This is a genomic window from Parendozoicomonas sp. 2304DJ65-17 (genome assembly GCF_058148445.1).
The window spans coordinates 169,230-191,405 of sequence record NZ_JBYVJV010000009.1 but is presented as its reverse complement, the minus strand read 5'-3'; the positions used below and the strand labels follow the sequence as shown (position 1 = coordinate 191,405).

Genomic DNA, 22,176 nt, shown 5'->3' with positions numbered 1-22,176 from the left:
TTAACAACCAAAGAAAAAAACAGACATACTTTCTTTTATTAGCAACAACGCTTTTCAGCAATAACAGGTGGTAGAGATGGGTTTACTTCAGAATGGGCAATGGATAAAAGACGCGACTAGTAACAGCACCGAGTATCGCCGCCAGGACAGTCGGTTCAGAAGTTTCATTACTCCTGATGGTGAGACTGGATTTAAAGCAGAAAAGGGGCGCTATCATCTCTACGTTTCACTGGCCTGCCCCTGGGCTCACAGAACCTTGATCTTCCGCAAGTTGAAGCAGCTGGAAGACTTTATCGACGTAACAGTAGTAGATCCGTTAATGCTCGAAAATGGCTGGCAGTTTCAGGAAGAACCACTGTATGGCTTTGATTATGTATATCAGCTCTATTTAAAAGCCAGCTCCGACTATGAAGGCCGGGTAACAGTCCCAGTACTATGGGATAAAAAGACTGAAACAATTGTCAGTAACGAATCTGCTGAAATTATTCGCATGTTTAATTCAGCCTTTGACCATCTTACGAACTGTACGACAGATTATTACCCTGTTGAGCTACAGGAAACGATAGACACCATTAACGAGCGGGTATATGCCGAGATTAATAATGGTGTATACCGGGCTGGATTTGCCCAGAGCCAGGCTGCATATACTGAGGCCGTGAACAGGTTATTTGATGCACTGGACTGGGCTGATGAAAAACTATCAGGTCAGCGTTACCTTACTGGAGATCAGTTAACAGAAGCTGACTGGCGATTGTTTACAACGCTAATACGTTTTGATGCAGTGTATTTTGGCCACTTCAAATGCAATCGCAAACATCTGGATCAATACCCGGCTTTAAGCGCTTATGTACGTGATTTGTACCAGATGCCTGGCGTGGCAGAAACAGTGAACTTTGAACATATCAAGCATCACTATTACCGCAGCCATACCCAGATTAATCCGAACGGTATTGTCCCAGAGGGGCCAGATCAGGATTTTCACCGCCCCCATGGTCGTGAAAAACTGGCTCCCGACCTATAACCCTGTCAAATCTAACAGGTGGTTGATAGAAGCAACACTGATTATGCTGAGTTTGCGAACACAGAAACACTCAAGCCCCGCTCATGCATCCGCTGATGCCTGAATCCGGCAGAGATGATCACAGCGGAGTTGCCACCTGCGATGAAACCAAGAATATCACTGGATCACTGGCAAGCTCTCATCGCTGTAGTTGAAACCGGTAGTTATGCGCGGGCATCTGCCCAGCTCAACAAATCACAATCCACCCTCAGTTATGCCGTAAACAAGATTGAAGAGCTGCTTGATATCAAGGTCTTCAAACTTGTAGGGCGCAGAGCAGAACTCACCCCAGCTGGTAAAGCGTTATTCCGTCAGTGCCAGTTTCTTGTACAGCAGGCTGCTGAATTAGAAGATCGTGCTTCATCATTAGCTGCTGGATGGGAATCCGAACTGAGTCTGGCTGTGGAAATGATTTTTCCCCACTGGTTGATTCTTCGTTGTCTGGAAACATTTTCAGAGACTCCGCCGGAACCTCGTATAGAGGTGTACGAATCCGTACTTGGAGGTACGGAAGAATTATTGCAGGAACGCCTGGTTGATATGGCGATCTGCGCACAGGTTCCCACTGGATTTGTAGGAGATTATTTAATGCATGTCACCTTGACGGCAGTTGCTGCCCCAAGCCACCCACTTCACCAGCTTGACCGTGAACTGAGCCTGAATGATCTACGCGAACACCGGCAACTGGTTGTCCGGGACAGCGGCAGTCGCAGGGTGATTAAAGCGGCGCTGGATATTGCGGAATCCCGATGGACCATGAGCCATACTGCCACCTCGATACGAGCTGCCTGCATGGGATTAGGCTTTGCCTGGTATCCCCGTGAATCCATCCAGTCTGAACTGGAATCTGGCCAGCTTAAACCTTTACCTCTGCAGCAGGGTGCGGAGCGACTGGTTGCTCTGTACCTTGCATATTCGGACCCTGAAACTGCCGGCCCTGCTGCTCGCAAACTGGGCAGTGTCATTCGTGAGGCTGCAGCAGAAGCGGGTATCTCAGCGGGGGCCTAAAATCTTCCGCATCTTGCTGGAAAATCTCTTGGCTGCTTTGAACCAATCAGCCAAGACAAAACCTGTCTCAATTCAATATCTATAGATAATCACAGGGAAACAGGTTTTAACCAAGATATGGATAAAGTTTGTGGCAGGCTTGGGGGTTAGCAGAGGAAAATCGAGTATAAAAACTGAACAGCCTGCCCATCAGGACAAGCTGTGTTCAATATCAATCCAGCAGGCAACTATGGCATGTCCGTTAATAACCTTTGGCGGACCAGCTCGATGAGCCTTTATACCAGCCTTACGCAATAATCTCTCGATACCCACTGGAGAAACACTTATCAGTCGTCGAGCACCATGTTTTCTGGCACAACGAATAGAGGCTCGTAACAGTTCTCCAAAAGAGAGCTCAGATATTTGCCCACCGTTGCCTATTGAGGGAGCACTGCGGTGTTCAGGTGAGAAGTTGGTAAAGCGCGATATTTCCCATACCTCCTCTGACTTGGGAATTTCCTGACCATTAAGCAACTCTGGGAAAACTTCTTCCAGCAGGTAAGGCTCAGTGGTGGGCAATAGTCTTGCACACCCGATGATATTGGCCCAACTATCCTTAGCAACAACATAAAGAGTATCGTCATGATCGAACTGGTCAGTTTCAGCACCTGTTGAACAATCCAGTTCCCAACCCAGGCTTTCTACAAAAACCTCATGGCGATATTTAAACAAATCAGATTTAATAGCGTCTGTTAACTGATTAGAAAACCCTGAAACAAAATCCATTTTCCGTCGCTCATTTAATAAATTGGTGTGGCTATTAATGCACGCCCTAAAAAACTTGAATAGCTGACAGATTTGGCAGGGTAAATGACAATCAATCTATGATTTCATTGATGATTTTTTAATTAACGAGAGAAGAATAATAAAATAACAGTCAGTGCTAAATAATAGTGCACGAATTAAAAAGAGGTACATTGTTGTGCGTGTCAATTTTTAAATTGACATCATTTTCACCCCATGGAGAATTTAACTTTACTTATTACAGTTAAAAACATTAAAAAGGGAAATTAGAGAATAGTTTTCTTCAAAAAATCTTTCATCTTACACTTGAATTGTTACGAATATTTTTCACTGATATATTGCATAACAGTTCCAGACCAATCAATCATCTCTATATGATTCACAAGGATTTTTGATGTTAACTCATGACCTTTGTCCTCTGCACTTATATCATCGATAAACATAATATTCGAATATGGATAGCCATCGATTTCATACTGCGAATTATTTTTCAGCGTATTTACCTTCCAGTCCCAACCAATGGAAAGAGTAGGGGTGGTTTGACTAATCCACTCTGTTAAACCAGCCAATGAAGTTTTGCTGTCATTATTATATTTTTCAGGTATGTAAATATCTATTTCAGAATGAATATGCAATAAAGGAATGGACTTGAAACGTTTATAAGTTAAACGCATCAGTCCATCGGAAGATACCGTTAATAATTCCCGTGAGTTGTGAACCTGGTTTTCTTCCACTGGCATAACCTTTCTGATAAGTTAGATTTAAGAATAAATCGCATAAAAAAATAATGCTAATCAATTGATCATCGTAACAACAGTGTCATCTTTATCAGTTGACAGGTGGGAAGATATAACCGCTTATGTTGGATAATAAACTATACGACCAGATTGAAGCCATTCAATCGGCGCCGAACCTTAACGACTTGCTGACAACCGTGGATGCTTATGTAAAGTCTGTGGGGTTTGAGTACTACTCTTATGGGCGCCGCACTCATTTACCGGTTGCCAATCCAAAGCTGGACCTGATCAGTAACTACCCTGCGTCCTGGAAACAGGATTATCAGGAGAAACAGTATTTTGCGCAGGATCCAACCATCACCCATGCGATGAAAACCACAGCACCGATGATCTGGTCAGAGAATGATTTTGTTGATGCCGTCGCACTACAGGAAGATGCAGCTGCGTTTGGTATTCAATATGGTTGGTCCCAGGCGACAAGAAGCAACCAGGGGCTTTCTATGCTGACACTGTCCAGATCTTCTGAGCATCTGTCAGATGCCGAAGTGAACGCAAGCACTCCTATATTGATGTGGTTCACCCAAACCATTAATGACGCAATGGAAAAGTTTGTTAACCCAGCGTCTTCACAACCAGAAATCTGCCTGACTCAAAGGGAAACAGAGGTTATGCGCTGGACTGCCGATGGCAAGACGGCCTATGAAATTTCAATCATTCTTGGCATTTCTGAGCGAACCGTTAACTTTCATCTCAATAACGTCATGCTGAAGCTGGGTACGAATAACAAGATTGCCGCTACGGTCAAAGCGATAACACAGGGACTGCTTTAACCCTGTGACATGCCCTCCTCTTTTCAGCTTATGCAGACAGCCTTTCAACAGGCTCCAGGTTCCTGCTTTCAATAGTGGAGCGCACTCTTCTAGCGGCTCGAGTCAAGGCTGTTCGAGTTGTATTCCAGTCAACACAGGCATCTGTGACAGATACACCATAAGCCATACGCTCTGAAATCTGCTGTTTACCAGCACCAATATTGCTCTCCAGCATCAAACCAATAATGGCGTTACTCCCCCTAACCACCTGATTAACAACATCATCAAGCACTGATATCTGTCGTTGATGGTCTTTATTGGAATTGGCGTGACTGCAGTCAATCATGATGTTAGCGGGCAGGTTATGCTGCCGTAGTTTCTGTTCACAGGCCTTAACACTCGCAGATTCATAATTTGGACCGCAGTCGCCACCACGAAGTACAATATGGCCATAACGGTTACCCTGGGTATGAACCGTTGCCACACCGCCCTCTTTATCAATGCCCAGGAAGTTATGGGGGCTTGCAGCCGATTGCAGCGCATTGATGGCAACAGTAAGGCCTCCGTCAGTCGCATTCTTAAACCCAACGGCTGACGATAAACCACTGGCCATTTCCCGGTGAGTCTGTGATTCCGTAGTACGAGCTCCGATGGCGGACCAGGAAATAAGATCCTGCAAATATTGTGGTGCAATAGGGTCCAGCACTTCGGTTGCTGTGGGCAGGCCAATACGAGCTATATCAAGCAATAGCTTGCGCCCGGCCTCAAATCCCTGCTGTATTCGAAAGGAATTATCGAGATCCGGGTCATTCAGCATACCTTTCCAGCCCGTGGTGGTTCGGGGTTTTTCAAAATACACGCGCATCACCAGCAGCAAGGAATCCTGCACTTCATCAGCCAGCGCTTTAAGGCGCAGGGCGTAGTCAATAGCAGCATGAGGATCATGTATGGAACACGGCCCGACAACCACCATCAGCCGTGGATCTTTACGATCAAGAATGTTTTTAATCGCCATACGACCTTCACGCACAGTTTTTGCGGCGCACGCATCAATCGGTAACCGCTCCTGAAGTTCACCAGGACTCATAAGTGCCCGGTGGGTTCTGACATTCAGATCGTCAGTCTGAAAACTCCTCATTTGTCACTCCTGTTTTTTATTGAACACATAGATGTTTGCCGAATTGGCGATAGAAGACGGACTGCGCACAACCTCAGGGTTGCGTCATGTATATCTGTGCATGGTCGGGTATTTTCAGCCAGGGATGCTTTTCCCTAACCCAGATATGGACATCGGGTTCCAGGCTGTAGGTATCTGCCAGGTGACTGACTTTCAATTTGAGAGGGCCGGGTATATCAGGGTTGTAATGGTAGATACGATTGCCACACTGAGGGCAAAACTTCGCGGCAACAGTATTGCCATTTTCCGCTACACGACGCCACTCACTCATTACACCCTGAAAGGAAATACTACCAGGGTCGACAAACGCACTGATACTAAAGGGGCTGGTCGATAGTTTCTGGCACTCTCTGCAGTGACAGGCTGCTACCTTCAGTGGTGCCTTCATCAGCGTATAGCTGACGCTGCCGCACTGGCAGGTACCATGCAGCGGGTATTGCAGATTATCCATAACACTTTCCCTGACTGCGTAGGTTTGTTTATAAGCTTTGATTAAAAAAGGCGTAACCAGACAACAAGCCACATACTTCACAGCTTCTGATTACGTAAAGTCCCGGGCCGCATTAACTCGCCTTCAGCAGAACCTCTTCTTCATTACTTAAAGCAATAGTGACGTTGTACTCGCTTACCCAGGCATTGAATTCAACCAGACGTTCAAGCACCGAACGGGCACTCCAGGGGCCACCAACAGCGTAACTTCCTTGAGGTTGGTCAAGCATTTTCTGGATATTTTCCCGCTCAATAATCTGCAGAACTGGAGAGCCCAGCTTGAGAATGGATTTCACCCGCTCACGCAGAGCCAGTTCATAGCCGTCGTCCTGGGTTGAAGGGTAAGGACTTTTCTTTCGGTCGAGTACACTGTCAGGTACCAGTCCGCGCATGGCTGCGCGCAACAGGCTCTTTTCACGACCATCGAAATTCTTGATTGACCATGGTGTATTAAATACATAATCCACCAAACGGTGATCACAGAACGGTACCCGGATTTCCAGGCCAACTGCACCACTGATCCGGTCCGAGCGATCAAGCAGGAAATTCTCCCAACGGGTGACATTCAGATAAGTGATCTGGCGCATGCGAGCTTCTTTTTCTGACTCACCTTCCAGAACAGGCATTTCTTCTACAGCCTGCTGGTAGCGCTGATCGATGTAGTCACCAAGACCAAGATTGTCCCAAAGGCCAGTTTTCTTTAAAGCACCAATGCCGCCGGCTTTTTCAAACGGGTGATGCCACGGGAAGGATTCAAGAGCCACAGCATCCGGATCATGGAACCAGGTGTAACCGCCAAATAATTCATCGGATGCTTCACCAGACAACGCAACCGTTACCCGATCACGTACCGCTTTGCAGAGGCGATAAAGGGAGTACTCCATATCACCGGTTGAAATGGGTAAATCCTGAGCCTTCAGGGTTTTTGCCCGCACATCATTATCCATCACGTCATCACTATTGAGCATGACATTGATATGTTCGGCATTCACATGCTTGGCCACTTCAATAGCAAACGGTGTGTCTGGGTCCTCCCACTGAACATTTGAAGCAAACTGTTCTTCATAGCCATCAAAGTCTATGGAGAAAGCCATCAGCGGCTTGTCTGATCCACTCTTTTTCATAGAGTCAGCCGCGAGCACTGTCAGCGCACTGGAATCGAGTCCGCCGGATAGCAATGTACCCAGTGGTACATCTGCTATCACCTGACGGTCAACGATATCTGTCAGCAGCTCACGCACATGATTGATGGTTTCAGCCAGATCATCAGTATGTTCACGAGCTTCCAGAGCCCAATACTGGCGCTCAGTTGTTCCTTCCCGATTGATGGTCATCATGCAACCGGGCTTGAGCTCATGCATACCTTTAAACACTCCGTGCCCGGGAGTTTTCACAATGCTGAAAATCTCCTGCAGGCTTTCAAGGTCTGCCACAGCCTCTGCTTCAGGATGGCTGAGAATAGCTTTGGGCTCGGAACCAAAGAGAACATCACCATTATCCAGTGGGTAGAAATACAGTGGCTTTATACCCATCTGGTCACGAGCCAGAACAAGTTGTTCACGCTCGGTATCCCAGATAGCAATGGCGAACATTCCATTCAGGTGTTCAGCAAAGCTCTCCCCCCACTCCAGGTAAGCCGTTAAAACAACTTCGGTATCACTGGCCGTTTGAAACTGGTGGCCTGCTTCTATCAGCTCTTCCCGCAGTTCACGGTAGTTATAAACCTCACCGTTGTAGGAGATGATGGCTCTGGGATTGTCTTCCCCGCTGGCCATGGGCTGAATACCGCCCTCAAGATCAATAACTGACAACCGGCGGTGCCCAAGAACTATGTGCTGGTCAAGCCAGGTACCACCTGCGTCAGGGCCACGACTTGTAAGAGTATCAGTCATGCCCTGAGCGATGCGGTGCTGCTGTTTAAGGTCGCGCTGGAAACTCACCCAGCCAGTCATTCCACACATGATGTTTTCCTTGTTTCTTTTTCAGTGATAAAGAGGTCGGATCAGGCAACTTCGGATTCAGGAACACGAGTAACCAATGGCTGCAGGTCATCAGTTTTAATAAAGCTTTCACCAAAGAAAGGAGGCCGTTCGCCGTGAAGCCATTGCAGAGTCTGGTGCAAATCTTTTGGCTCCATGGCAATCAACTGGGCATTGCGAGCTTCAGCCGCAACTCCGGTAGCGTGGTAGATATGCTGCCCCATATAGCGTGCAGCATTGACGACACGCGCCGTTCGATCTTTTCGGATGGCGTTATATTCCAGCAAGGTGGCAACCGCATGCTCACTGCTCCGCCCCTGCAATAAAGTACCCAGCGCAACGGCATCTTCTACCGCCATGCAGGCACCCTGGGCGGCATACTGCAACATGGGATGGGCTGCATCCCCTAACAGGGCAACACGGCCTTCTGTCCAATCATCAACAGGGTCACGGTCACACAGCACCCATTTCTTCCAGTTATATCCCAGTGCCATCAGGCGTTTGGCTTCTCCGCTGATCTCACTGAACTCTTCCAGAACTTTGGTGGAATCAGCGGGTTCACCAGTTACAGCATGTACAGCCTGGTCATCGATCGTGGCAGCCAGATTCATGTAAGTGCCCCCGGCTATTGGGTAATGAACAAAGTGCCATTTGCGTCCGGCCCACAGGGTGACTGCATTCCAGCGCAAATCTTCAGGAACCTCTTCCATAGGAATGATGGCGCGGTAGATAGTGTGTCCGGACACCCGTGGCGGACCATCGGCAATCAACTGCTGTCGTATAGCCGAACGAATGCCGTCAGCACCAATAACAATGTCGGCCGTTTCAGGATCTGAACCTTCCACATAAACCGTGGCGCTGCCTTCGTTCTGGGTATAACCAGTGACAGCACAGGATGTACGTAGTTCTATAGAAGAATGCTGCTGGCAGGCTTCCAGAAGCGGGTAATAGAGATCTGTACGATGCACGACCATGTAAGGATTATCGAAAGTGGCCTGATAATCTTCACCCAAATCCAGCCGAGTGATTTTTTCACCCGTTAAACCATTCATCAGCAGTAGTTCATCAACAGGTACGGCCAGGCTGCGCACCTCTTTACCTACGCCCAGATGATCCAGGGCATGAAAAGCATTGGGAGCAAGCTGGATACCCGCACCTATTTCAGTAAACTTGTTCTGCCTTTCAAGAACCACCACCTGATGGCCTGATCTGGCGCAGGATAATGCTGTAGCCAGGCCACCGATGCCCCCGCCAACAATTGCAATTTTCACAGTTGTCTCTCCTTGAACGTATGATCACGCGACTTGTTCGAACTTCACGCTTGTTTTTTTCGTATCCTGTGAGGAAAGGCGGACAAGAAGCTCTTCAAAAATGCGAGCCCCATCCACAGTCAGAATGGATTCAGGGTGAAACTGGATACCGCAAAACCCCTGGCCGCGTATGGCGTGCACTTCACCACTTTCAGCATCACGGGACAGATCTGCAGTACCTCTGTTTCCAGGCAGGGAAATAGTGTTGTGCTCACAGCGGGCAGCAAAAGTGTTGTAGAAACCAACACTCTCTGGTTTGCCGAACAGATTAATGCCTTTCTGTACACCCTGGTTGGGGTCGTCCCGGCGGACAAGAGGCAGACCCAGTGTAGCTGTTAACACCTGATGGCTCAGGCAAACCGCCAGGAAGGGCTGCTGCTGTTCAAGCAGCTGGTGTACAGCGTTATAAATGTGGGCAATCTTGCCATCATCCCTATCCTGAGGGTCTCCCGGACCAGGGCCCATCACCACCAGGTCATGATTACCGTTAAAACTGTATTCTTCGTCATATCGCTTCACATCTGCCTGACATCCCAGAGAACGAAGCTGGTGCATGATCATGGAGGAGAAGGTGTCTTCAGCATCAATGATCAGTACTTTTTTACCAGCCAGCGGTGCGTCTGAATGAGTGTTATGCCGACTGTTGTTAAGCCAGAAATCGCCAATACCCTGATTACGCTGCGCCAGTAAACGCTGAACATCAGGATGTTGACTGAAGCTCCTGGGTTGCCCGTTAATAGCGGCCAGAAGCCCGGAAGCCTTGGCTCTGGTCTCTTCAGCTTCAGCCTTCGGATTAGAGCCACGAACCAGAGTTGCACCAACAGCAATGCGCATATGGCTGCAGTTATTGATATCTGCCGTCCGGATAAGGATGCTGGAATCCAGGGTACGCTGCCCTTCGGACTGGCCAATAAGTGCAACAACGCCACTGTAATAACCACGGCCATCAGGTTCATATTGATGAATAACGCGGGCAGCACTTTCCTGTGGGCTGCCCGTGACCGAGGGAGCAAACATGGTCTCTTTAAGAATCTGCAAAGGATTGAGAGAAGTGTGTCCCTGGATCATGTATTCCGTATGAGCAAGACGAGCCATCTCTTTCAGCATCGGCCCCTGTACAATGCCGCCGTTATCACATACCTGAGCCATCATTTTCAGCTCTTCATCCACAACCATATAAAGCTCATCCGCTTCTTTCTTGTCGCTCAGAAACGAAGTGATTTCGGATAGCTTTGGTCCGGTCACCGGATAACGGTAAGTGCCGCTGATCGGGTTCATAACGGCTGTGCCGTTGTTGAGGGTGATATGACGTTCAGGGGTAGCACCTACCAGCGTTCGCTCACCGGTATGCACGACAAAAATCCAGTATGAGCCGGATTCCTGGGTGAGAAGATTGCGAAAAATGTTGAGTGCCGCAACAACGGGATGACAATCCAGTTCGGCAGTGTATGAGCGTTGCAGTACAAAGCTGGCGCCGAGACCACGGCCTATCTCACGCTCCAGAACACTGCTGACCATGCTGGCGTAGTCATCATCAGCGATATCGAAACCAGCGTTTTTCAGCGATAGAGGCTGCGACGGAATGGATTGAATAACATCCTCTACCGTGCACTTTTCCTGCCTTTGTATGTCGATGGCAACCAGAGGAGTGCTATCGTCTGTCGCTTCAAAACCTCGTTCCCGAATCTGCCGGTAAGGAAGTAGAACCAGTTTTTCGTGGCAAGAGTCAGTGTTGTCATGTGAGATCTCTGCCAGCGCAATATCATCCAGGGACTGATATATGTCAGCGGCACCTGTAATAAATTCAACGCATTCCCTGCCAGAAGATTCCGGGCGATGCAGCAAAGCAAAAGCCGGTGGATTAATGGAGAGTAAATCGTCCATTATTTTCTGAGTTTGCCCCAGGCTGTTATAGCTCATGGGATACCTCCACATGTTCCATCACCTGGGCAGTGGTCAGCACCATGGCGCAGTTGCGTGAGGCATAATTCAACGCCATGGTGTGGTCTTCTTCGCAGAAATCAGCAGTTGCATCGTTGATGACAAATGGCTGAATATCATTGGAAAAAGCTTCCAGCGCTGTTGATAAAATCCCGACATGGGCATAAACACCGCAAATAATCAGCTGGTCACGCCCTTCATCAAGCATGCGCTTAAGCAGGTTGGTTTTTACAAACGCGCTATAACGCCATTTGGTAAGCATCCAGTCATTATTACTGGGGGTAAGTGAGGAAATAACAGAGCGATCTTCAGCAGTCGTCTTCATTCCCGGACCCCAGAAATCATTCAGCAGCCCCCGCTGTTGCTGGCTCATATCACCAGGTTGAGCTGTGTAAGCCACAGGAATACCGGCACGTTTGCAGGCTTCGCGCAATGTTGCGGCATTGTGAATCAGCGCCGTAGCAGCTTTGTGCGTATCAGAAAAAGGACGCAGAAAGTAATTCTGCATATCGTGAATTAACAATACGGCGCGTTCGGGATCAATCTGCCAGTTAACAATATTTGGCAGAAGCTCCCGTGGCACCGAGTACGGAGCAATAGGGGGGATGCCTGGCATGTTCATCTTCTCCTTGACTGATAAATATTGTTTTCTTAATAACGTCTTACAGGTAGCGTCAGGGCCGCTTTAAATCTGTGAATGAAACGTCTGGAAACATTTAATTAATGCTCTTTAAATATTTCGTACGACCAGTACCGTATAAGCATTACCGGTTGTTTTGCTAAGATAAGCGCGAAGATTTTTTACAGGTAGCTGTTAAAGCTGACAGGGGGATTTGATTCGAAGGAATTCATTAGAGGTTGTTGATAAGCTTCTGAAACTTAATAAAGCGTGAAAATTCAAAAACTAACAACGGAATCTTTCTATCTGTTTCAAACAAGTCATTACTATTGGCACAGCGTAATATTTCGGAGAATTACTTTTTCTTATTTCGCTTTTTCCTTTTGCTATCCCCAATTGCTCCTGACGCGGCTAATCCCAAAAGCCGCTGAAACTTTGGACATTCCATATGGCTGGGTGCGGAGCATACTGCCGCATGGCGAAGCCCATCTCGCATAGCTTCAAGCTTTTTGATGGACAGATCGATTTCATCTGCCTTTTCCAACAGCATTCCCCGATCAATATCTGGCTTTCCGCCTGTACCTAGCATTTGAGAAATTTCGTCCAGGCGAAAGCCAGCACTACGCCCCAGAGCAATCAAAGCTAATCGTTCTACAACATTGCTGTGAAATATTCGATGTAACCCTCGTCTGCCAACAGACTGAATCAAACCTTTTTCTTCGTAATACCGGAGTGTTGAAGCAGGAAGGCCTGACAGTTTGACCACTTCGGAGATATCCATTTTTCTCCCCTTGACCTCAAGTTGACTTGAGGTTGTACGCTATCACTGCACCTTCCACAAAACAATCAAGCGATAACACCAAAAAGCAAGGAGGTAGGCTATGGATTTCGTGCCAATCGTTGTTCTGACCGGGATAGGGGCAACTGTCATCATGGATATATGGGGCATTATTCGACAGCCACTTATGGGAGTAGCAGCACCGAACTATTCAATGGTTGGCCGCTGGATAGGACATATGAATCATGGCCAGTTCTGCCATCGATCCATCACAAAGAGTAAGCCCGTTGCTGGCGAACAGATTATTGGGTGGGCATTCCACTATCTGACAGGTGTCACCTTTGCCTTTCTGATGGCTGCTTTATGGGGGAGTGAATGGTTTCAAAACCCAACGCTTGGGCCTGCGCTCACTCTTGGCTTTGCGACAGTGCTTGCACCTTTCCTTTTGATGCAGCCAGGTATGGGGGCAGGTATTGCCTCTTCCCGATCTAAGAACCCAGCTTCTGCAAGATTGCAGAGCCTTATTACCCATGGCGTTTTTGGTGCGGGCCTTTACGTTTCCTGCCGGGCCTTACAGCACCTGTTCGCCTGACTTAATTTAAAAAATATAAGGAGATTACTATGCGTATACCTGCTCGCTTTGCCCCACTGCTGTTCAGCGCCCTGCTCTCAGCCATTATGGTCGGTATTGTTTCTGCGTTTGTACTGCTGACATCACAGGGGTTGAGTAATGAATTCTTCACTCTCTGGTTGAAAAGCTGCCTGACAACCTGGCCAGTTGCATTTCCGACTGTTGCCGTTGTTGCTCCATTTGTGAGACAGATTGTAGCCAGAGTTACTGTGCAATGAGGCACCCACTCTCCCCGCTTAGCAGGCGGGGTTTCTCTTGTTTTGCTTATTCGAAATCGAAGCTTGTCCCTCAATCATTCGTGGTAGAACCACACACATTAACAATTGGAACAGACTCACAACATTTAGACCAATAAATATAATTATCAGTCTTTATTTATACTACGTATAAACTACCCTTTGATAATCCATGTAACGTTATATATCATATTATGTATACATAATTTTATAGCCTTAAGAACATGCCTCGCCCAGGAATCACATACTCCCAAGTTGCCAGTACCTGCAATACTCTCGCCTCGAGAGGCATACAGCCCACCGTTGACAGGATTCGCGAACAACTGGGAACCGGTTCCCGCACTACGATCAACGAGCACAAAAAGCGCTGGGAAAACCGTAACGAAACTCTTCTTGGTAATACATCAAACATCAGCAACAGTGTTTTAAACCTGGTTAAACAACTGAGTGAGCAACTCGAAGAAGAAGCAACAGACACGATTCAAAAAGCAACATCTGCTTCAGAGGCTCACTTCAGAGAACAATTAGCGCAGAAGAACAATCTTCTGGATGAAGCTGCCAAGCGTATAAAGCAGCTTGAAAACCGGCTGCACAACGCCACTCTGAATGCAGAGAAGCTTGAACACCAACTGGCAAAAGCTGTAGAAAAGCAGGAACAGGAACAACAACTGAGAGTCCAGGCACAAACACAGCTTGCCGAGGAAAAAGAGAAAGCAGCTCTCCAGCAGACTCGAATCGATTCACTCGAGGATAAACACCAGCAAACCCGCCTTGCACTGGAACATTATCAAAATGCAGTAGCTGAACAGCGCCAGCAAGACCAAGACCGCTACGATCAGGAACGAACCCTGCTCAATCAGGAGTTGAAAAATACCCGGGATGAACTGGCAGGCAAGAACGAACAGCTTTCAAAACTCAACCACCAGTGTGGAAGCCTGGTCACCGAACAAAAGAGTCTTTACACCCAGCTTCGGGATAAAGAAGAGAACTATCGCAGCCAGTCCAACCAGATGTCCCAGCTACAACAGGATGTGAAAACACTGCAACAGCGCTGCGACAATCAATCAAGTGAACTTATGTCACTTACTCGAGAGAACCTGAAGCAGAGTGCAGAAATCACTGCTCTGGAACGAGATAAAACAGAACTCCGTGAGAGTAGGACGACATTGGAGAAAAGTGTTCAGGATCTCCAACATCAGTTAGAGATTCTCAAGAAAGAAACACTGGAGAATAATGCATAGGTTGCGGATAAAACTATCTCTAAAGTCTTCAGCCATAACAGGTTATTTTGTTTTTTTAGCTTGGGTAATGAAGTCTTTTAAGTAGTCAATTTGCTGCTCATCTTTGCGAATGCCAACAAAGATCTGTTTACCAATACCCTGCTCACCAAAACGAATACTTTTGATCGGCATTGATTTCGAGTACTCATCAACTAACCAGCCAGGCAAAGCACAGACACCTCGGCCAGCGGCGACCATCTGTAACATGATTTCAGTTGTTTCAATCGTTTTGTGCTTCTTTACAGAACACTTTGCCGGGCTGAGAAACTGGCTAAAGATATCTAGCCTCTGGGGCTCAACGGGATAACTAAATAGAACTTCTTCACTTAGCTGATCAGGCACCACAAAATCATGCTTTGCAAGGCGGTGCGACTCAGCAACTACAAGCCTATGCTCATAATCGAAAACAGGGATGTATTCTATCTTTGGTTTGAACAGCGGGTCTGGCGTAATCAATACATCAATTTCGTAGCTTAGCAATGCACCCAAAGCTCCAAACTGGAACTCCTGCCTCACATCTATATCTATATCTGGCCACTGCTCAAGATAGGGCTGTATAACTCTAAGCAACCACTGATAACAAGGGTGGCACTCCATCCCTATTCGCAGCGCTCCCATTTCACCCTTTGCAATCTTATTCAGCAATAATTCAGTGTGTAAGAACTGCGGGAGCACTCGATCAGCAAGGGCTTGAATACGCTCGCCGGCAGAAGTAAGACGCAGGTTACGACCATCTTTTTCCCATATAGTCGTGGCGATCTGCCCTTCAAGCTTTTTAATACTATGACTGAGTGCAGACTGGGATAGATGCAATGAATCGGCTGCTTTCGTTAGAGTTCCATGTTCTTTTATTGCAGTTAGTATTTCTAAGTGCGTTCTCTCTAACATCAGGTGACTCCAGCCTACAACCAAAATATGAGTAGATTTCACTCAATGATGAAAATATATCATTAATACTCATGTGTTAACTATTATTACAATCTCATCGTGAGTTCTAATGATTCAAGAATAATTAAAATATCATTTTGCAAAACAGAAAAAGATTATCGTTTTGCATTAGGAAATGGATTCCCAACTCAGAAACGACATCTGTCATAAGTATCGCTGGCAGAGTTCTTATCGGTCACAAAAAGAAGTCATAATTAATGAGCATCGTTGAGTTAATAATAACTAATACCCCTACATTTCTGGCATTGGCTGTTACAGGAGTGTTTGCTGGTGTTTTAGCAGGCTTGCTGGGAGTTGGCGGCGGTATCGTAATCGTCCCTGTGCTGTTTTTCTTGTTCCAGAGCTTCGGCGTTTCAGCAGAGTCGGCAATGCTGGTTGCAACAGCCACTTCGCTGGCAACCATAATACCAACGTCTGTTAGTTCAATTCGTTCTCACCATAAGAAAGGAAATGTAGACTTTGGCCTGCTGAAAAGATGGGCCGCATTTATCTTCTTTGGAGTATTGGCTGGCAGTTGGCTGGTCACTCGAGTTGACGGCTCTTTGCTAACAGCACTGTTCGGTGTGATAGCAACCTTGTCTGCACTCAATATGTTGTTTAGAACGGGGAAATCAGCACTGTTCCAAAAACTGCCCGGTACAACTGGGCAATCAGTTATGGGCTCTTCCATTGGCTTTTTCAGTTCCATGGTCGGCATTGGCGGTGGCACTATCTCTGTACCACTACTGACCCTCTATAACTACCCTGCTCACAAGGCTGTTGGTACTGCTGCGGCAATAGGTTTAATCATTTCCCTGCCAGGTGCCCTGACAATGCTCACGTTAGGCATAACCCCATCAGATGCACCAGCTGGCACATTTGGTTTAGTTAACCTGATTGGCTTTGTTTGCATTGTGCCCCTGACAGTATTGTTCGCACCTGTAGGGGCATCACTGGCAGCTAAACTTGATGCTGCAAAACTTAAAAAGGTTTTCGCTGTCGTATTACTTTTGACTGGCTTACGCATGCTGGCACAGCTTTACCTGTAAGCTATGCTGATAGCTCTCTGCGGATGATTTCTGCGCCTGCACTTAAAGCATTCAATTTGCCCATTGCGACCTGGCGAGATAAAGGTGCCATACCGCAGTTGGTGCAGGGGTAGAGCTTGTCAGCATCAACATACTTGAGAGATTTTCGCAGAGTATCAGCAACTTCTTCCGGAGTCTCGATTGTATCCGTTGCAACATCAATGGCCCCAACCATCACTTTTTTACCACGCACAAGCTCAAGCAACTCGACTGGCACATGAGAGTTGTGGCATTCCAGAGAGATAATATCGATATTGGATTGTTGCAGCCTGGGAAACACTTCTTCATATTGGCGCCACTCACTGCCCAAGGTTTTTTTCCAGTCAGTATTCGCCTTAATGCCATATCCATAGCAAATATGTACGGCTGTTTCACAGCTAAGCCCTTCGATTGCTCTTTCTAAAGCAGCAATCCCCCAGTCATTCACTTCATTAAAAAACACATTAAATGCCGGCTCATCAAACTGAATGATATCAACCCCGGCTGCTTCGAGCTCTCTGGCTTCCTGGTTGAGTATTTTTGCGAACTCCCAGGCAAGTTTCTCGCGGCTTTTATAGTGGTCATCATAAAGTGTATCCACCATCGTCATGGGGCCGGGCAGAGCCCACTTGATGGGTTGTTTGGTCTGCTGGCGTAAAAACCTGGCATCCTCAACAAAAACAGGCTTTGGTCTGGAAACAGCACCAACAACTGTAGGCACACTCGCGTCATAGCGGTCACGAATCTTAACGGTTTTACGATTCTCAAAATCAACACCACTCAGGTGCTCAATGAATGTTGTCACAAAATGCTGACGCGTCTGTTCGCCATCACTGACTATATCCACACCTGCCTGCTGTTGCTCCTGCAGAGACAAACGCAATGCATCGTGTTTTCCGTCAACTAACTCTTCACCTTGAAGCTTCCACGGTGACCAGAGCTTTTCAGGTTGTGCAAGCCAGGAAGGCTTAGGCAAACTGCCAGCCGTTGAAGTAGGTAATAATGTTGTCATACTGAATTCTTCTATCTGCCAGGATTAAAAAGAGCAATTTGCTGACCACTGTTCAAGAACAGCTTTGTTTGGTTTGATAAAGTGTTCCTCAGCAAATTTACCCTGCTCAATAGCCAACCTGCTGCGCTCTTCCCGGTCATAAACGATTTGAGTTAATGAGTGATCCAGATTCTTTAAACTTGGTTGGTAGCACTTTCCTGCAGCAGCATTCGCATTGTAAATCTCAGGCCTATAGATTTTCTGGAACGTTTCCATGGTGCTGATTGTGCTGATCAGCTCAAGGTTGGTGTAATCGCTCAGTAGATCACCAAAAAAGTAAAAGGCTAGAGGAGCAACACTGTTGGGCGGCATAAAGTAACGAACCTGCAGCCCCATTTTTTTAAAGTACTGTTCTGTTAAAGACGATTCATTGGGCTGGTATTCAGTGCCCAGAACAGGATGCTGGTTTTCAGTACGATAGTAAGTTTTGTTGTCTGAGACACTCAGGCATATCACAGGAGGTTTGCTGAAGTTATTTTTATAAGCCTCTGAATTTATGAAGCATTTAAACAACTTCCCGTGCAGTTCACCAAAGTTGTCAGGTATACTGAATCCAGCCTTGTCCTTATTGTGATCTAAAAGCAATACACTGAAATCGTAATCACGCACGTAAGAAGAAAAGTTGTTACCTACAATTCCCTCTATGAGTTTGCCAGTTTTACGATCGACGATATTTGTTTTCAGCACTTCAATTGACGGGAAAGTCTGGCCACTACTTTCTATATCCATATCAACTGAAATGATCTCAAGCTCAACAGAGTAACGATTACCTTCAGGGTTATCCCAATGCGCCAGCGCATTAAAACTGTTGTCAATCATATTCAAGGCATTACGCAGATTCTCTTTGCGATTATTACCTCTAGCCAAATTGGCAAAGTTAGTGGTTATGCGTGTGTTATCCGATGGATGATAGTTTTCATCGAAGCAAATGCTCTTAACATCAAATGTGAAGTCTTTACCCATGGTAGTTTGGCACCCTATTTTCTGAGAAAACCCGAATGTAGTTTTTGCTATATCAGGGTCGTTAAAATTTTTCTGATATTCCCAGTCAATAGTCATCACAGCTGTTTGATTCTTATCCCGATGCTTGATTAAAAATCAACCGTAATGTTGTCTAGAGCTAAGAGCAGAGTGCATTTTATACTTTTAATATTTCATGAATAAAATTGATTTTATTTCATTGTTTGATGAAAAAGTCTCATGATTTACTCGACAATGTCTCCTGGTGCGTGGGCAACGTTAATCGAAATCATCAAAGCTGCAGATCGATCCACAGCCTCCCCCTTTTTCTGATGATTTCTTCCAGGTAAACCCAGGAGTGAGTAGGTCTCATTTACTTATCACTGACATATGATTGTATAAATCATTGATGTCAGCCAGACCGAAAACACCTTAACGCCGAAAAGGCATTCGCCTTATACCTGTCTTGATAATCCAACACGCCCTATAATTCTTCCCCAAAAATCGGGGCATCATCAATGAAGTGCAAGCTTGTAGACGTTTTCGCCAAAGAACAATTATCCGGTAATGGACTGACCATTTTTTACGATTATGATTTTCTTTCTGATGAGAGAATGCAGGCGCTTACTCAGGAAATGCGGCAGTTCGAATCTATTTTCGTATCAAAAGCTTCCAGAGAATCGACTGTTCGAGCACGCATTTTCACCGTTGAAGAAGAGCTGGACTTTGCTGGCCACCCTATTATTGGTCTCGCCGCTCACCTTCATGAGCAAACAGGAAATGAAGAACCTCAGGTGTTCACCATTGAGCTGAATAAGAAATCTGTAAAGGTTCATACACAAAAAACAGAGCAGTATTTTCATGCCAGTATGAGCCAGGGCTCTCCGGAGTTTCTTCATGTATTGAACCAGGGGGAAACCCTTGAAGTATTAACTGCACTGAATCTAGACAGTGATAATCTCACCAGCTATCCGTGTGAAGTGATATCAACTGGTCTGCCCTACCTTATTGTTCCAGTTAACAGTGGTCTGGAGAGCGCACGAATTATGAGCTCAGATTTCGAAGCTCTTCTTGCACACTTTCATGCCAAGTTCGCTTATATATTAGATGTGAACACTCTGGAGGCTCGAACCTGGGATAACAACGGTGCGGTTGAAGACATCGCTACAGGAAGTGCCGCTGGGCCTGCCGGGGTTTATCTATGCAAAAACAATATTGCACAGGCCAATGAGCCAATAACCATTTCGCAGGGCCGCTTCCTCAACCGGCCAAGTTCTATTGAGGTTCTGGTAGAAGAAAGTGAAGGCATAATTACGAATGTCCAGGTGTCTGGAGATGTTGTGAAAGTGGCTGATATCAATTTTGTTTAACGCAAGGGAGTGCTTTTACTCATGCACTTTTGATATAAGCGAGCCACAGCCTATTAAAAACTGTGGCTCTTGTTTTTCTAGAAGAAAACAACACTGGCAAGTGCAAGAACTGCAGGAAGCCCCTGCACCAGTAAAATAGACTTCTTGGCAGTCATTCCACCGTAGATGGCAGCAACAACGACACACATCAGAAAAAACATCTGAATGTGTTCTCCGGCAACAGGGTCAGCGTATAGCAGTCCCCATACTAAGCCAGCTGAAAGAAATCCGTTATAAAGCCCCTGATTTGCAGCGAGCACTTTGGATGTTTCTGCATCCTCTTTGGAAATCCCAAAAACCTTCCGCGTTCTTGGTTTTGTCCAGAGGAACATTTCTAAAACCAATATGTAGAGATGTTCCAGAGCTACAAGTGCAACAAGAGCTATAGCGATATATTCCATTACAGAACCTTAACTGAGTGGTGTCGTATTTATCAGGCTTTCAGTTCCCACGCATCTGGAGAGCTGCCGGTTCCGGTTTTCGTCAACCTCACGGAGTTATAAGCAAACATCGGCGGTGGTGTAGCAAAGCCTTTGCCTAGAATAATATCGTTCATACGTGCGCTCACCAAGCTGTCCTTGCCAATAAATCGCATTTCATACTCCTTCACGTAGTTTGTGATATAGCTTTTACTGATTTCCTTCAATTTGGCGATGTGCTGGGCACCCTTTATATAATCAGCTTCTGTTTTCAGGTTGTTGTCTGCGTCAATTAATTTGAGAAAACGATAAGGGTGAGCAACAAAACCTGAATTTAAAGTCATGGCGGCGATAATAGGGCAAGGAATAACGGCTGACTGAAACCACTTCGAGAACTCATCATGATTGTAAATCATGGATCGTGAAGACTCCCGGATCTTCCAATCTGCATCAGCTTCTTTCAAAGCCTTTCTTACAAAAAACTTCTGCACCATTCCTTCTATAAAGTTCACTACAGCCAGAAGCACAGTCTTCAACACACTGACAACAGTTCCCAACATGCCCGCCAGATCACCAGCCGCAGTCAGGCCAGCCATAGTCAATTCTATTGCCGCATCCTTTACCCCACTCCCCGCTTTAGCAAGGGAATGGCGGGCCAGGGCATTGGCAATCACAGATGGGTGACCACCCAAAAGATCGACTTCGTAACCACTCCATACCTGTGAGAAAAAGGTAAACACATTGGATATTGCCTGCCGTGCCCCTTTGTATATCAGAGATGCTGACTTTACATAGTTCCATCCAGGTATAGCTCCAACAATTTTCCCAACCAAAGCACCAAGCACAGTGGGTGAAAGTGATCGGAGTTTTTCCCGCACAACACTGCTGTAACGTCCGAATACAGAAGCAAGCTTGTCCAGAACCCGTACGAAGAAGGAAGAGATCTCACTGTCAAGCTTATGGGCAAACTCCCCCAGAGCCGATCCGGTGCTCGCCAGTACCTGGCCAAAACTGGTGCCGATCAATGGCGTCTTGGAAACAAAAGCAGAAGAGAGTGTTGAGATATCTTCCAGAAACACCGAATTTCCAAATACTCCGGTCAGAACAGAAGATGCGACAGACACAGGTTTGGGGTAAGGGACAAAGTCAGCATTTCCAAGAAAATAAAGTGCCCCCTGTCGTGCATCAGCCATTTCTGCAAGCTGAACTCCATGTGCATTGGAGCGGGTATTTCCGAATAATGCATCTCTGACAGTATTAGCTACACCTGTCTCTGGCATGTTTTCACCTTTCTCTATCTGTAGTCGCATATCAGCGATCTGTTCATTTAAGTAACAGGTCTCTTGCACAGCAACTACAGAAACCCACACACAACGTACGTGAATTACACAACCATGGATGCATTTTGTAGGATGTGAAGGTGAAAACTGTGAGTGAGTTTTTATTTCATAGCAGGTGAGTAGTCAATTCGTCGTACGAGCGACTACTCATAGCTCGTACGACGAA

General features: G+C 46.4%; 22 protein-coding genes. 8 read left to right on the top strand and 14 right to left on the bottom strand.

Going from position 1 to position 22,176, the window contains the following annotated elements; translation table 11 throughout:
• Positions 1-76: 76 nt before the first annotated feature.
• Both ACY2RR_RS19840 and ACY2RR_RS19835 read left to right on the top strand, forming a co-directional pair.
• The gene (locus ACY2RR_RS19840; protein WP_490109921.1) at positions 77-1,021 is read left to right on the top strand and encodes a glutathione S-transferase family protein; all 945 of its coding nucleotides are present in this window, start codon (positions 77-79) and stop codon (positions 1,019-1,021) included.
• 141 nt (positions 1,022-1,162) lie between these two features.
• Positions 1,163-2,068, top strand: coding sequence for a LysR family transcriptional regulator (locus tag ACY2RR_RS19835; RefSeq protein WP_490109920.1), 906 nt, complete (start codon positions 1,163-1,165; stop codon positions 2,066-2,068).
• A gap of 189 nt (positions 2,069-2,257) precedes the next feature.
• Here ACY2RR_RS19835 and ACY2RR_RS19830 read toward each other — a convergent pair whose 3' ends face one another.
• Positions 2,258-2,833 (bottom strand): acyl-homoserine-lactone synthase, encoded by a 576-nt coding sequence (locus tag ACY2RR_RS19830; protein ID WP_490109919.1) that lies wholly within the window; start codon positions 2,831-2,833, stop codon positions 2,258-2,260.
• Between the two features lie 332 nt (positions 2,834-3,165).
• The gene (locus ACY2RR_RS19825) at positions 3,166-3,585 is read right to left on the bottom strand and encodes a DUF4902 domain-containing protein (protein ID WP_490109918.1); all 420 of its coding nucleotides are present in this window, start codon (positions 3,583-3,585) and stop codon (positions 3,166-3,168) included.
• Between the two features lie 125 nt (positions 3,586-3,710).
• On the opposite strand from ACY2RR_RS19825, the gene ACY2RR_RS19820 reads away from it, so the two are divergent.
• Positions 3,711-4,418 carry an autoinducer binding domain-containing protein gene (locus ACY2RR_RS19820; protein ID WP_490109917.1) on the top strand — a complete coding sequence of 236 codons (708 nt, stop codon included), beginning with the start codon at positions 3,711-3,713 and terminating at the stop codon, positions 4,416-4,418.
• 28 nt (positions 4,419-4,446) lie between these two features.
• Here the strand turns inward: ACY2RR_RS19820 and ACY2RR_RS19815 are convergent, their stop codons facing one another.
• From ACY2RR_RS19815 to ACY2RR_RS19785, 7 genes are all read right to left on the bottom strand, one after another.
• Positions 4,447-5,535, bottom strand: coding sequence for a 3-deoxy-7-phosphoheptulonate synthase (locus ACY2RR_RS19815; RefSeq protein WP_490109916.1), 1,089 nt, complete (start codon positions 5,533-5,535; stop codon positions 4,447-4,449).
• A 73-nt stretch (positions 5,536-5,608) separates the two neighbouring features.
• The gene (locus ACY2RR_RS19810; protein ID WP_490109915.1) at positions 5,609-6,025 is read right to left on the bottom strand and encodes a GFA family protein; all 417 of its coding nucleotides are present in this window, start codon (positions 6,023-6,025) and stop codon (positions 5,609-5,611) included.
• A gap of 112 nt (positions 6,026-6,137) precedes the next feature.
• On the bottom strand, positions 6,138-8,024 hold the full coding sequence (asnB, locus tag ACY2RR_RS19805) for an asparagine synthase (glutamine-hydrolyzing) (protein WP_490109914.1): 1,887 nt from the start codon (positions 8,022-8,024) through the stop codon (positions 6,138-6,140).
• 41 nt (positions 8,025-8,065) lie between these two features.
• Positions 8,066-9,313 (bottom strand): 3-hydroxybenzoate 6-monooxygenase, encoded by a 1,248-nt coding sequence (locus ACY2RR_RS19800; RefSeq protein WP_490109913.1) that lies wholly within the window; start codon positions 9,311-9,313, stop codon positions 8,066-8,068.
• 24 nt (positions 9,314-9,337) lie between these two features.
• Positions 9,338-11,272: an anthranilate synthase family protein gene (locus ACY2RR_RS19795; RefSeq protein WP_490109912.1), complete on the bottom strand. Its 1,935-nt coding sequence runs from the start codon at positions 11,270-11,272 to the stop codon at positions 9,338-9,340.
• The gene (locus ACY2RR_RS19790; protein WP_490109911.1) at positions 11,262-11,909 is read right to left on the bottom strand and encodes an isochorismatase family protein; all 648 of its coding nucleotides are present in this window, start codon (positions 11,907-11,909) and stop codon (positions 11,262-11,264) included. Before ACY2RR_RS19790 ends, ACY2RR_RS19795 begins: the two co-directional genes overlap by 11 nt.
• A gap of 358 nt (positions 11,910-12,267) precedes the next feature.
• Complete coding sequence (locus ACY2RR_RS19785) at positions 12,268-12,693, bottom strand: helix-turn-helix domain-containing protein (RefSeq protein WP_490109910.1); 426 nt, start codon at positions 12,691-12,693, stop codon at positions 12,268-12,270.
• A 100-nt stretch (positions 12,694-12,793) separates the two neighbouring features.
• Between ACY2RR_RS19785 and ACY2RR_RS19780 the strand changes: the two genes are divergently transcribed.
• From ACY2RR_RS19780 to ACY2RR_RS19770, 3 genes are all read left to right on the top strand, one after another.
• The gene (locus tag ACY2RR_RS19780; protein WP_490109909.1) at positions 12,794-13,282 is read left to right on the top strand and encodes a DUF2938 domain-containing protein; all 489 of its coding nucleotides are present in this window, start codon (positions 12,794-12,796) and stop codon (positions 13,280-13,282) included.
• A gap of 29 nt (positions 13,283-13,311) precedes the next feature.
• Positions 13,312-13,539: a DUF2798 domain-containing protein gene (locus ACY2RR_RS19775; protein WP_490109908.1), complete on the top strand. Its 228-nt coding sequence runs from the start codon at positions 13,312-13,314 to the stop codon at positions 13,537-13,539.
• A 242-nt stretch (positions 13,540-13,781) separates the two neighbouring features.
• Positions 13,782-14,798: a DNA-binding protein gene (locus ACY2RR_RS19770; RefSeq protein ID WP_490109907.1), complete on the top strand. Its 1,017-nt coding sequence runs from the start codon at positions 13,782-13,784 to the stop codon at positions 14,796-14,798.
• A gap of 42 nt (positions 14,799-14,840) precedes the next feature.
• Here ACY2RR_RS19770 and ACY2RR_RS19765 read toward each other — a convergent pair whose 3' ends face one another.
• The gene (locus ACY2RR_RS19765; protein ID WP_490109906.1) at positions 14,841-15,725 is read right to left on the bottom strand and encodes a LysR family transcriptional regulator; all 885 of its coding nucleotides are present in this window, start codon (positions 15,723-15,725) and stop codon (positions 14,841-14,843) included.
• Between the two features lie 257 nt (positions 15,726-15,982).
• Between ACY2RR_RS19765 and ACY2RR_RS19760 the strand changes: the two genes are divergently transcribed.
• Positions 15,983-16,813 (top strand): sulfite exporter TauE/SafE family protein, encoded by an 831-nt coding sequence (locus ACY2RR_RS19760; protein ID WP_490109905.1) that lies wholly within the window; start codon positions 15,983-15,985, stop codon positions 16,811-16,813.
• A gap of 1 nt (position 16,814) precedes the next feature.
• Here the strand turns inward: ACY2RR_RS19760 and ACY2RR_RS19755 are convergent, their stop codons facing one another.
• Together ACY2RR_RS19755 and ACY2RR_RS19750 are read right to left on the bottom strand one after the other, a co-directional pair.
• Entirely contained in the window at positions 16,815-17,843 is a 1,029-nt protein-coding gene (locus ACY2RR_RS19755; RefSeq protein ID WP_490109904.1) for a methionine synthase, read from the bottom strand.
• 24 nt (positions 17,844-17,867) lie between these two features.
• Positions 17,868-18,845 carry a DUF1852 domain-containing protein gene (locus ACY2RR_RS19750; RefSeq protein ID WP_490109903.1) on the bottom strand — a complete coding sequence of 326 codons (978 nt, stop codon included), beginning with the start codon at positions 18,843-18,845 and terminating at the stop codon, positions 17,868-17,870.
• A 515-nt stretch (positions 18,846-19,360) separates the two neighbouring features.
• On the opposite strand from ACY2RR_RS19750, the gene ACY2RR_RS19745 reads away from it, so the two are divergent.
• Complete coding sequence (locus ACY2RR_RS19745) at positions 19,361-20,212, top strand: PhzF family phenazine biosynthesis protein (protein WP_490109902.1); 852 nt, start codon at positions 19,361-19,363, stop codon at positions 20,210-20,212.
• A 77-nt stretch (positions 20,213-20,289) separates the two neighbouring features.
• On the opposite strand, the gene ACY2RR_RS19740 is transcribed toward ACY2RR_RS19745, so the two are convergent.
• Together ACY2RR_RS19740 and ACY2RR_RS19735 are read right to left on the bottom strand one after the other, a co-directional pair.
• Entirely contained in the window at positions 20,290-20,652 is a 363-nt protein-coding gene (locus ACY2RR_RS19740) for a DUF1304 domain-containing protein (RefSeq protein ID WP_490109901.1), read from the bottom strand.
• 32 nt (positions 20,653-20,684) lie between these two features.
• The gene (locus ACY2RR_RS19735; RefSeq protein WP_490109900.1) at positions 20,685-21,980 is read right to left on the bottom strand and encodes a hypothetical protein; all 1,296 of its coding nucleotides are present in this window, start codon (positions 21,978-21,980) and stop codon (positions 20,685-20,687) included.
• Between the last annotated feature and the right edge of the window lie 196 nt (positions 21,981-22,176).

Excerpts from the sequence above, each read along its gene's own strand:
- ACY2RR_RS19840 (WP_490109921.1), top strand. The coding sequence starts at position 77 with ATGGGTTTACTTCAGAATGGGCAATGGATAAAAGACGCGACTAGTAAC.
- ACY2RR_RS19835 (WP_490109920.1), top strand. The coding sequence starts at position 1,163 with ATGAAACCAAGAATATCACTGGATCACTGGCAAGCTCTCATCGCTGTA.
- ACY2RR_RS19830 (WP_490109919.1), bottom strand. The coding sequence starts at position 2,833 with ATGGATTTTGTTTCAGGGTTTTCTAATCAGTTAACAGACGCTATTAAA.
- ACY2RR_RS19820 (WP_490109917.1), top strand. The coding sequence starts at position 3,711 with ATGTTGGATAATAAACTATACGACCAGATTGAAGCCATTCAATCGGCG.
- ACY2RR_RS19815 (WP_490109916.1), bottom strand. The coding sequence starts at position 5,535 with ATGAGGAGTTTTCAGACTGACGATCTGAATGTCAGAACCCACCGGGCA.
- ACY2RR_RS19810 (WP_490109915.1), bottom strand. The coding sequence starts at position 6,025 with ATGGATAATCTGCAATACCCGCTGCATGGTACCTGCCAGTGCGGCAGC.
- asnB (WP_490109914.1), bottom strand. The coding sequence starts at position 8,024 with ATGTGTGGAATGACTGGCTGGGTGAGTTTCCAGCGCGACCTTAAACAG.
- ACY2RR_RS19795 (WP_490109912.1), bottom strand. The coding sequence starts at position 11,272 with ATGAGCTATAACAGCCTGGGGCAAACTCAGAAAATAATGGACGATTTA.
- ACY2RR_RS19790 (WP_490109911.1), bottom strand. The coding sequence starts at position 11,909 with ATGCCAGGCATCCCCCCTATTGCTCCGTACTCGGTGCCACGGGAGCTT.
- ACY2RR_RS19785 (WP_490109910.1), bottom strand. The coding sequence starts at position 12,693 with ATGGATATCTCCGAAGTGGTCAAACTGTCAGGCCTTCCTGCTTCAACA.
- ACY2RR_RS19780 (WP_490109909.1), top strand. The coding sequence starts at position 12,794 with ATGGATTTCGTGCCAATCGTTGTTCTGACCGGGATAGGGGCAACTGTC.
- ACY2RR_RS19775 (WP_490109908.1), top strand. The coding sequence starts at position 13,312 with ATGCGTATACCTGCTCGCTTTGCCCCACTGCTGTTCAGCGCCCTGCTC.
- ACY2RR_RS19770 (WP_490109907.1), top strand. The coding sequence starts at position 13,782 with ATGCCTCGCCCAGGAATCACATACTCCCAAGTTGCCAGTACCTGCAAT.
- ACY2RR_RS19765 (WP_490109906.1), bottom strand. The coding sequence starts at position 15,725 with ATGTTAGAGAGAACGCACTTAGAAATACTAACTGCAATAAAAGAACAT.
- ACY2RR_RS19760 (WP_490109905.1), top strand. The coding sequence starts at position 15,983 with ATGAGCATCGTTGAGTTAATAATAACTAATACCCCTACATTTCTGGCA.
- ACY2RR_RS19755 (WP_490109904.1), bottom strand. The coding sequence starts at position 17,843 with ATGACAACATTATTACCTACTTCAACGGCTGGCAGTTTGCCTAAGCCT.
- ACY2RR_RS19750 (WP_490109903.1), bottom strand. The coding sequence starts at position 18,845 with ATGGGTAAAGACTTCACATTTGATGTTAAGAGCATTTGCTTCGATGAA.
- ACY2RR_RS19745 (WP_490109902.1), top strand. The coding sequence starts at position 19,361 with ATGAAGTGCAAGCTTGTAGACGTTTTCGCCAAAGAACAATTATCCGGT.
- ACY2RR_RS19740 (WP_490109901.1), bottom strand. The coding sequence starts at position 20,652 with ATGGAATATATCGCTATAGCTCTTGTTGCACTTGTAGCTCTGGAACAT.
- ACY2RR_RS19735 (WP_490109900.1), bottom strand. The coding sequence starts at position 21,980 with ATGCGACTACAGATAGAGAAAGGTGAAAACATGCCAGAGACAGGTGTA.